This window comes from Mesorhizobium sp. M7A.F.Ca.US.007.01.2.1 (genome assembly GCF_003998165.1).
GTDB lineage: Bacteria > Pseudomonadota > Alphaproteobacteria > Rhizobiales > Rhizobiaceae > Mesorhizobium > Mesorhizobium ciceri.
The window spans coordinates 1-8,216 of sequence record NZ_RZQP01000249.1 but is presented as its reverse complement, the minus strand read 5'-3'; the positions used below and the strand labels follow the sequence as shown (position 1 = coordinate 8,216).

The window sequence follows — 8,216 nt, the reverse complement described above, 5'->3', positions numbered from 1 at the left end:
CTACACGGACGTGTTCCGTCATGCTCGCACCATGACCATACTCGCCGCCGGTGCGGCGGAGGTCGCGGCGATCGACACCGTCTTCCCGAATTTTCGCGACATGGCGGCCTTCGCCGCGGAGTGCGCCGAGGCCGAACGCGATGGCTTCACCGGCAAGATGGCGATCCACCCCGATCAGGTGCCGGTCATCAACGCAGCCTTCACGCCGTCGGCCGAGGCGGTGAGACAATCGGCGGCAATCGTTGCTGCGTTCGCGGCAGCGGGAAGCCCCGGCGTCGTCGCTATCGACGGCAAGATGTTCGACCGCCCGCACCTGCGGCTGGCCGAGCGGCTTCTGGCGCGGGCAAAGGCGGCAGGTGTTTCCGCCTGAGCGCCTGCTACCAAACCAATGGAATCAGGCGGTAACGGACCCGGGCCACATAGTCGTCATAGCCGCGCAGACCGGCGCGAAGCGTTTTCTCTTCGATGAAGGTGCGGATGGCCAAGAGAACGACGAGCACGAGCACCGACGCCAGCCCCCACCAGGAACCAAGCAGAAGTGCCGTGCCGGCGAAGAAGAGGATGGCGCCGGCATACATCGGATGGCGAACGTAGCTGTAAGGCCCGGTGGAGATCACACGTTGTCCGCGTTCGTCCTGGATCTTGACCACGGGCGCCGCAAAACTGTTCTCCAGCATCGTCAGATAGCAGATCCAGATTCCGAGCAGCAGGACCAGTGCGCCGACCACCTGCACCCAGACGGGAACCGCCGACCAGCCGAAACGAACGTCGAATCCCATGAATATCTGAGAACCAAAGATGGCGAGCAGAAGTATGGACAGCAGCACCTTGTCGGCCGCGTCCTGATTCTTCTGGATGGGAGAGCTCAGCCGCTCATTCATCAGGCCGGGATCGCGCCTCGCCAGCGCCACGCCAAAGGTGAGACTGAGGCCCACCATCCCCACCAGATAGACCCAGGCCCCCGGCCAATGCAGCGTGCCGGCCGACAGGAAGAGCAAGGCGCCCATAGCGACGAACCAGACGAATGTCTGAAGAACCAATTTCGCGATCATGATCGACCTGCCTTGATATCCGCTGATGATTGGTATTTTAGACCATTGGTCTACCATACAGACCACTGGTCTATAGTTCAAGCGAACCTTCGACCCGAGGCTCCGAACTCCAGCTTAACAAAAGGCTTGCAGCAGTCGGTTGTGTTGGCCGCTTTTGCCGGGCAGCCTCCGTGATAGGAATTTTTTCTTGACTCGGTGATCTCAGCTATGGTACATTTTTGCCCATGGTGCTGATTTGCGCCAGTGGCCCGCCGCACAGGCGGGTTTTTCGTTTGATGCTCCGTCAGCCAACGCGCAGGCGGAGGCTCCGAAGGGACCCGTTAACCCGAAATTCGTTGCCCTGGCTGCCGACGTCGGGACTGGACGGGAGCAGCCATCACGTGCAGAAAGTTCGTCATGCCCCGTGTCATCAAGCATCCAGAACTCAGGCGAGAAGAACTTCTGGACCATGCCCAGGCCCTGTTCCTGACCCAGGGCTATGACAAAGCGAGCCTCAATGACGTGATTGCGTCCGCCGGCATCTCGAAGGGTGCTTTCTATCATTACTTCCCCTCCAAGGAGGCTCTCCTGGAGGCATTGGCCGATCGCTTTGCAAGACAGGCACTGGCTGGGGTCCAGGACATACTCCACGATCCCGGCCTCGACCCGCTTGGCCGCCTGAATGGCCTGCTCAGCCAGTCGCGGCGGGCCAAGATCGAAACCGCGCCGGAAGCTTGGGCTCTTTTCGAGACGATGTTCCGGCCTGAGAATCTGGTGCTTTTCCACCGTATCAATCTGGCCGCCAGCGCGTCGTTTTCACCGCTGCTGGCCAAGGTCATCAGGCAAGGAATCGAAGACGGCACTTTCAGGACCTTCGATCCGGAAGGTGTCGCCGACATCGTCATGCAATTCGGCATGGCCACGCGTGATGTCGTGGCCAAGGCCATTGCCGGCGGCAGCGACGCCGACATGGAGGCCGCGATCGAAGTCCTGGAGAAACGCGTCAGGCTCTACGAGATCGCCCTCGACCGCATACTGGGCCTGCCCGATGGAAGCATTCGGATCGGCGAGCCCGGCTATGTGCGCACCGTCATGACTGCCAGGCGGCGAACGAGTGCCGGTCAGGCGCGGTAACTGGCCGAGCCTGATATCTAGTCCTTGTCCCAGCGTGGCCGGCGCATCGAAAACACCTCGTCGACGCTGGCATAGTCCATATAGCCGAGACGAGCGACATTGCCGGCCTTGGTGATGTCGAACAGGCCGTCCGTCAGGAAGGCGTCGTCGCTATGCACGCCGACCACTTCACCGGCGACGATGACGGCACTTGTCGGCGACCCGTCCAGGGCCTTTGGCCGAAAAACTTCAGTCACCCGGCATTCGAGCGCGGCCGGCGCTGCCGCCACGCGCGGCGGGGCGACCAGGCGCGACGGCGCCATGGCAAGATCGGCATAGACGAACTCGTTGACGCCGCGCGGAGCATTGACCGACGTGCGGTTCATCTTCTCCGCGAGATCGCGGCTGACCAGATTGGCGACGAACTCGCCGGTTTCCTGGGCGAAGGAGGCGCTGTCCTTCTCGCCTTCGGAGGAGAACCAGACGATGAAAGGCCGCGTCGAAACGGCATTGAAGAAGGAATATGGCGCGAGGTTGATCTCACCAGCCCTGTTCAGTGTCGAAATCCAGCCGATCGGACGCGGCGCCACGATCGCCTTCGAAGGGTCGTGCGGCAGGCCGTGGCCCTTTGAAGGCTCGTAGAACATTCAGCCGACCCACGGCCCCGAATAGTCACTGTACAGCTTTGCCGGATCGGGCCGGGGCCGCTCCGGCGCCGGGCCGGCATAGGAGCCGATATGAATGAAGCCGATGACCCGCTCCTGCGGCGCCAGCCCCAGCAGTGCCCTGCCCTCCGGCACATCCGAATACCAGTTGCTGATCATGTTGGTGCCAAAGCCCAGCGCGTTGGCTGATATCATCAGGTTCATCGCCGCCATGCCGCCCGACAGGAACATTTCCCATTGCGGGATTTTTGGATTCTCCCTGGGGACAGATACGACGCCGATCACCAGCGGTGCGCGCGAGAACCGCGCCAGTTCCTGATTGCGGCGGCCCTCCGTCAATGGGCCCTCCCGCTGCTCGGCAAGTGCTGCCAGTTGCCTGCCGATCTCGACGCGGGCGTCGCCACGGTAGAGGATGAAGCGCCAGGGCTCCAACCGGCCATGATCGGGCACCCGGGAGGCAGCAGTGACCATTGTCGCGATCTCCGCATCGCTCGGCGCCGGCTCCTTCAGATCTGGAATCGGTGCGGAGTTTCGGGTCAGCAGGAAGTCGATGATCGGCGACGCCATGGGCGCAAGTCTCCTGGACATTCTGTTTTGAGCTGAAGCGCACCATCGGGGATTCGGGCGGCTCGGGCATTGGCGCGGGATACGCCGGACGGAAGAGTCGTATCGGTCGGACTCTTAAGCCTTGAAATTGCCACCGCCATGGGCTTCAACGCAAGGCATGTTTGAGGGGACTGTCCGTCTTTTCCTGGTCTGGGTCGGCGCCCTGCTGTTCATGGCGCCGGTTTCGTTCGCCATGGCGCAGAATGTCGACGGTGTCAGCGACCTGAAGCTTCCGGGAATTTCGAGCTACGCGACGCCGAAAGGCGAGACGTCACTGGCGCTGAGCGGCGGCGGTGCCATCACACTCTCTGCCCAGTTGACCGACAAGGGTTCCGACATCACGCGTGGCATCGTCTGGCGGGTCTTCAAGCCGGAAGCCGTCAACGGCAAATTGCCGATGGTCGCCTCCTCGCATGGCGGCACCGCCGTCTTCCAGCTCGAACCCGGCAGCTATCTGGTTCACGCCTCCTACGGCCGGGCCGGCGCCACCAAACGCATCACTGTCGGCAAGGACGCCAAGCGCGAAAGCCTCGTGCTCGATGCCGGCGGCCTCAAGCTCGACGCCGTGCTGTCCGGCGGCGTGCGCATTCCACCGAAGAAGCTGCGCTTTTCGATCTACGAGGGCACTGCCGAGGCCAATGGCGACCGCGCGCTGATCATTCCCGATGTCGAGCCCAACAGCGTCGTGCGGCTCAACGCCGGCATCTACCATGTCGTCTCGACCTATGGCGCGGTCAATGCAGTCATTCGCTCCGACATCCGCGTCGAGGCCGGCAAGCTGACCGAAGCCACCGTCGAGCATCACGCCGCCGAGATCACGATGAAGTTGGTGCGCGAAACCGGTGGCGAGGCGATCGCCGACACGTCCTGGTCACTGCTCAACGAGTCCGGCGATCCGATCAAGGAAACCGTCGGCGCTTTCGCCTCGATGGTGCTGGCCGAGGGCGACTACACCATCATCGCCAAGAACCGCGACCGCATCTACCAGAAGGATTTTACGGTCGTGGCCGGGCAGAACCAGGAAATCGAGGTTCTGGCCACCGAGGCCGCGGCGATGGATCCTGAAGAAGGCGCGGATTAGTTCGAAATTCCACCAGAAGAATCAGGTGTCTGCGTCATCCTCTGAACCAGCAGGATAATCCTGTCCGCCGTAGAGCACGCGCAGGATGACCACGGTGTCACCGTCGACCCGGAAAATGATCGACACGCGGCGTTCAAAGCCGACGACGCGGACGCCGGGGCCAACGGTGTCGCGCACGGTCCCGCGCTCCGGGAAGTTGGACAGCGCCATGCACGCGGCCTCTATGCGGTCGACATAGTCGTCGGCACGTCTGCTCCCGCTGTCGTTTTCGATGTAGTCGTAGATGGCGAAGAGGTCGGCTTGAGCCGCCGGTCTGAAGACGACCTTATGTGTCACGCTTGGAGGCCTTCATGCGATCCGCATGATGGGCGCGCAGCGCTTTGAAGACGTCTTCTGCCGGGATGTCCGGACGCGGGTCGTCAAGGGCTTCCTGGACCTTGGCGCGCATGATCGCGGTGATGGTCTGCTCTTCGCGGTCGAGGGCGCGCAGCGCGGCGCGCATGACCTCGCTGGCGGAGTCGTAGGCACCCGACGCCAGGCGTACGTCAACGCTGGCCTGCTGGCGGCCGAGGGTCACGGTGATCGGTTTGCTGGTTCTCATGGCAAGCTCTTTCCTTGCCCAATATAGCGCATGACATTACAGTGTCATACTATTTTTCTCAACGGCCAGCCAAGACTCGGCCCTGTGAGCCGGACGTTTATTGTTCAAGCCGCCAGCTCGGTCCGCGCCGGCAGGAACGGGATCCGGCGGCGTGGCAAAGCTGGCGCCAGGTCGAACACGCCGCGATAGAGGCGGTCGAGCAAGGCCTTGCGGTCGCGCAACGGCTCCAGTTCGCTCCAGCTCAGCACATCGCCGACGCGCATGTCGATCGCCTTGCCCGACAGCCGCGCGAATTCGTGGATGAGCAGCGACGTGCGCAGCGTCAGCGAGGCCTTGCCGACGAACTTGGCCACCCGGCCGTCGCGCTCGGCCATGTTCATCGGCCCGCTGACAAGATGGAACAGCCTGCCGTTCTGCCCGGAAAAATGCATCGGGATGACCGACGCCCTGGCGTCCTGGACGAGGCGGGCCGGAAACATCTTCCACGGCAGATCGCGCGCCCGGCCAAAACCCTTTGGCGCGGTGGCGACACCGCCGGCCGGAAATACCACGATGGTGACGCCCTCTTTCAGCAACCGCACCGCTTCATGGCGCACGGCCATGTTGTTCTTCAGCGCATCCTTGGTCTCCGAAAAGTCGATCGGCAGCGAATAAGGCTCCATCTCGCGGATCTTGAGCAGATCCTTGTGGATCATCACCCGGAACGGACGGCCGAGCTGCTCGGCCAGCGACAGCACGGCGATACCGTCACCGATGCCGAACGGATGATTGGCGACGATCACCAGCGGCGTGTCCGGCAATTGCGCGGGTGGCCACTGATCAGCGGTCCGCACCCGCACGTCGATCAGGTCGAGCATGCGGCTGAACACGCGTTCGCCGGTCGGCACGATCTGGCGGCGCCAGAAATCATAAAGTGCTGTGTAGCGGTCGCGGCCCGACAAGCCTTCGACCGAATGTATGAACCAGCGCGTCAGCGCCGGCTGGCGCGGATTGGCATAGGAAAGCTCGGGAAAGGGTCGTTCGCGCAATTTCAACTTGAGCATAGGGGCTCGTTACAAGGTCGGCGTGACAGGGATATGAAAATGGCGGTGGATCGCTCCACCGCCATTTGGTCGAAATTATGCCAATCAGGCCGCGCGTGTGCGCCGGCGGTCGGGTGTGACGGCTTCCTCGGTCAGTTGCGCGATCGCCTGGTCAAGGCCAAGCGATTCCTGGTCGCGCGAGCCCAGTCGGCGCATGTTGACCGTCTGCTCTTCCGCTTCGCGCTTGCCGCAGACGAGGATGACCGGAACCTTGGCCAGGCTGTGCTCGCGGACCTTGTAGTTGATCTTCTCGTTGCGCAGATCCGCTTCCGCCAACAGCCCAGCGGCCTTCAGCTTTGCCACCACCTCGGTCGCATAGTCGTCGGCATCCGACGTGATCGTCGCCACCACCACCTGCAGCGGCGCGAACCACAGCGGGAAATGGCCGGAATAGTTCTCGATCAGGATGCCGAGGAAGCGCTCCATCGAGCCACAGATGGCGCGGTGAACCATGACAGGCTGCTTCTTCTCGGAATCCGAGCCGATGTAGAAGGCGCCAAACCGCTCCGGCAGGTTGAAATCGACCTGCGTCGTGCCGCACTGCCATTCGCGGCCGATGGCATCCTTCAGCACATATTCGAATTTCGGCCCGTAGAAGGCGCCCTCACCCGGATTGATCGAGGTCTTGATGCGATTGCCGGACCGTGTCCTGATCGTCTCCAGCACGCCGCCCATGATCGCCTCGGCGTGATCCCACGCCTCGTCGGTACCGACGCGTTTGTCCGGCCGCGTCGACAGCTTGACGCTGATTTCGTCGAAACCGAAATCAGCATAGGTCGACAGGATCAGATCGTTGATGCGCAGGCATTCCGCCGCCAGCTGCTCTTCGGTGCAGAAGATGTGCGCATCGTCTTGCGTAAAACCGCGCACACGCATCAGCCCGTGCAGCGCGCCGGATGGTTCGTAACGGTGGACGTTGCCGAATTCTGCAAGTTTGACAGGCAGATCGCGATAAGACTTCAACCCATGCTTGAAAATCTGCACATGGCCCGGGCAGTTCATCGGCTTCAGAGCGAAGATCCGGTCGTCATCGGTATCGTCGCCGGCCACCGTCACCTTGAACATGGCGTCGCGATACCATCCCCAATGGCCTGACGTCTCCCACAGGCTCTTGTCGAGAACCTGCGGCGCGTTGACCTCCTGATAGCCCTGCTCGTCGAGGCGGCGGCGCATGTAGTTGACCAGGTTCTGGAACATCTTCCAGCCCTTGGCGTGCCAGAAGACGACGCCAGGCCCCTCTTCCTGGAAATGGAACAGGTCCATCTCGCGGCCGATCTTCCTGTGGTCGCGCTTCTCGGCCTCCTCCAGCATCGTCTGATAGGCTTCGAGCTGCGCCTGATCAGCCCAGGCCGTGCCGTAGATGCGGGTCAGCATCGGATTGTTCGAATCGCCGCGCCAATAGGCGCCGGCCACCTTCATCAGTTTGAAGGCGTTGCCGATCTGCCCCGTCGAGGCCATGTGCGGGCCACGGCAAAGGTCGAACCAGTCGCCCTGCGCGTAGATCTTGAGATCCTGATCCTCGGGAATGGCGTCGATCAGCTCCAGCTTGTAGCGTTCGCCCTTGTCGGCAAACACTTTCTTCGCCTTGTCGCGCGACCAGACTTCCTTGGTGAACGGCTTGTTGCGCGAAATGATCTCGCGCATCTTCTTCTCGATCACGGGAAAATCGTCAGGCGTGAACGGCTCGTTGCGGGCGAAGTCGTAGTAAAACCCGTTCTCGATCACCGGCCCGATGGTCACCTGCGTTCCCGGCCACAATTCCTGCACGGCTTCCGCCAACACATGTGCGGCGTCGTGACGGATCAGTTCGAGTGCGCGCGGGTCGTCGCGGGTGACGATCTCGACCTTGCCGGATTTGCCAAGCGGATCGCTGAGATCGCGGACGGTGCCGTCGATCGCATAGGCGACCGCCTTCTTGGCCAGCGACTTCGAGATCGATTCGGCGAGGCCGGCACCGGTCATCGCCGCGTCGTATTCGCGGACGGAGCCATCGGGAAATGTCAGGGAAACGGAATTCAGCATGTATATCTCCTATCC

The 8,216-nt window shown here is 62.2% G+C and carries 10 protein-coding genes; 3 read left to right on the top strand and 7 right to left on the bottom strand.

The window, feature by feature from the left end; translation table 11 throughout:
• On the top strand, window positions 1–370 hold a 370-nt coding region (locus EN949_RS29650; RefSeq protein ID WP_164782580.1), incomplete at its 5' end, for an aldolase/citrate lyase family protein.
• Between the two features lie 7 nt (window positions 371–377).
• Here EN949_RS29650 and EN949_RS29645 read toward each other — a convergent pair.
• The gene (locus tag EN949_RS29645) at window positions 378–1,052 is read right to left on the bottom strand and encodes an isoprenylcysteine carboxylmethyltransferase family protein (protein ID WP_127367730.1); all 675 of its coding nucleotides are present in this window, start codon (window positions 1,050–1,052) and stop codon (window positions 378–380) included.
• Window positions 1,053–1,448: 396 nt separating this feature from the next.
• Between EN949_RS29645 and EN949_RS29640 the strand changes: the two genes are divergently transcribed.
• Complete coding sequence (locus EN949_RS29640; protein WP_127370969.1) at window positions 1,449–2,165, top strand: TetR/AcrR family transcriptional regulator; 717 nt, start codon at window positions 1,449–1,451, stop codon at window positions 2,163–2,165.
• 17 nt (window positions 2,166–2,182) lie between these two features.
• On the opposite strand, the gene EN949_RS29635 is transcribed toward EN949_RS29640, so the two are convergent.
• Both EN949_RS29635 and EN949_RS29630 read right to left on the bottom strand, forming a co-directional pair.
• Entirely contained in the window at window positions 2,183–2,791 is a 609-nt protein-coding gene (locus EN949_RS29635) for a flavin reductase family protein (protein ID WP_127366471.1), read from the bottom strand.
• Window positions 2,792–3,376: a nitroreductase gene (locus EN949_RS29630; protein WP_127366470.1), complete on the bottom strand. Its 585-nt coding sequence runs from the start codon at window positions 3,374–3,376 to the stop codon at window positions 2,792–2,794.
• Between the two features lie 157 nt (window positions 3,377–3,533).
• Here EN949_RS29630 and EN949_RS29625 point away from each other — a divergent pair, with 157 nt between their 5' ends.
• Window positions 3,534–4,496, top strand: a complete 963-nt coding sequence (locus tag EN949_RS29625) for a hypothetical protein (protein WP_127366469.1) — start codon at window positions 3,534–3,536, stop codon at window positions 4,494–4,496.
• Between the two features lie 21 nt (window positions 4,497–4,517).
• Here EN949_RS29625 and EN949_RS29620 read toward each other — a convergent pair whose 3' ends face one another.
• The 4 genes from EN949_RS29620 to thrS all read right to left on the bottom strand — a co-directional run bounded on the left by EN949_RS29620 (window position 4,518) and on the right by thrS (window position 8,201).
• Window positions 4,518–4,832 carry a type II toxin-antitoxin system RelE/ParE family toxin gene (locus tag EN949_RS29620; protein WP_127366468.1) on the bottom strand — a complete coding sequence of 105 codons (315 nt, stop codon included), beginning with the start codon at window positions 4,830–4,832 and terminating at the stop codon, window positions 4,518–4,520.
• A complete protein-coding gene (locus tag EN949_RS29615; RefSeq protein ID WP_127366467.1) occupies window positions 4,822–5,097 on the bottom strand; it encodes a type II toxin-antitoxin system ParD family antitoxin in 276 nt (91 codons plus the stop codon). The genes EN949_RS29620 and EN949_RS29615 overlap by 11 nt, the downstream gene beginning before the upstream one ends.
• Before the next feature lie 104 nt (window positions 5,098–5,201).
• On the bottom strand, window positions 5,202–6,140 hold the full coding sequence (locus EN949_RS29610) for a GNAT family N-acetyltransferase (protein WP_127366466.1): 939 nt from the start codon (window positions 6,138–6,140) through the stop codon (window positions 5,202–5,204).
• Between the two features lie 84 nt (window positions 6,141–6,224).
• The gene (gene thrS / locus EN949_RS29605; protein WP_127366465.1) at window positions 6,225–8,201 is read right to left on the bottom strand and encodes a threonine--tRNA ligase; all 1,977 of its coding nucleotides are present in this window, start codon (window positions 8,199–8,201) and stop codon (window positions 6,225–6,227) included.
• Window positions 8,202–8,216: the final 15 nt, after the last annotated feature.

Excerpts from the sequence above, each read along its gene's own strand:
- EN949_RS29645 (WP_127367730.1), bottom strand. The coding sequence starts at position 1,052 with ATGATCGCGAAATTGGTTCTTCAGACATTCGTCTGGTTCGTCGCTATG.
- EN949_RS29640 (WP_127370969.1), top strand. The coding sequence starts at position 1,449 with ATGCCCCGTGTCATCAAGCATCCAGAACTCAGGCGAGAAGAACTTCTG.
- EN949_RS29635 (WP_127366471.1), bottom strand. The coding sequence starts at position 2,791 with ATGTTCTACGAGCCTTCAAAGGGCCACGGCCTGCCGCACGACCCTTCG.
- EN949_RS29630 (WP_127366470.1), bottom strand. The coding sequence starts at position 3,376 with ATGGCGTCGCCGATCATCGACTTCCTGCTGACCCGAAACTCCGCACCG.
- EN949_RS29625 (WP_127366469.1), top strand. The coding sequence starts at position 3,534 with ATGTTTGAGGGGACTGTCCGTCTTTTCCTGGTCTGGGTCGGCGCCCTG.
- EN949_RS29615 (WP_127366467.1), bottom strand. The coding sequence starts at position 5,097 with ATGAGAACCAGCAAACCGATCACCGTGACCCTCGGCCGCCAGCAGGCC.
- EN949_RS29610 (WP_127366466.1), bottom strand. The coding sequence starts at position 6,140 with ATGCTCAAGTTGAAATTGCGCGAACGACCCTTTCCCGAGCTTTCCTAT.
- thrS (WP_127366465.1), bottom strand. The coding sequence starts at position 8,201 with ATGCTGAATTCCGTTTCCCTGACATTTCCCGATGGCTCCGTCCGCGAA.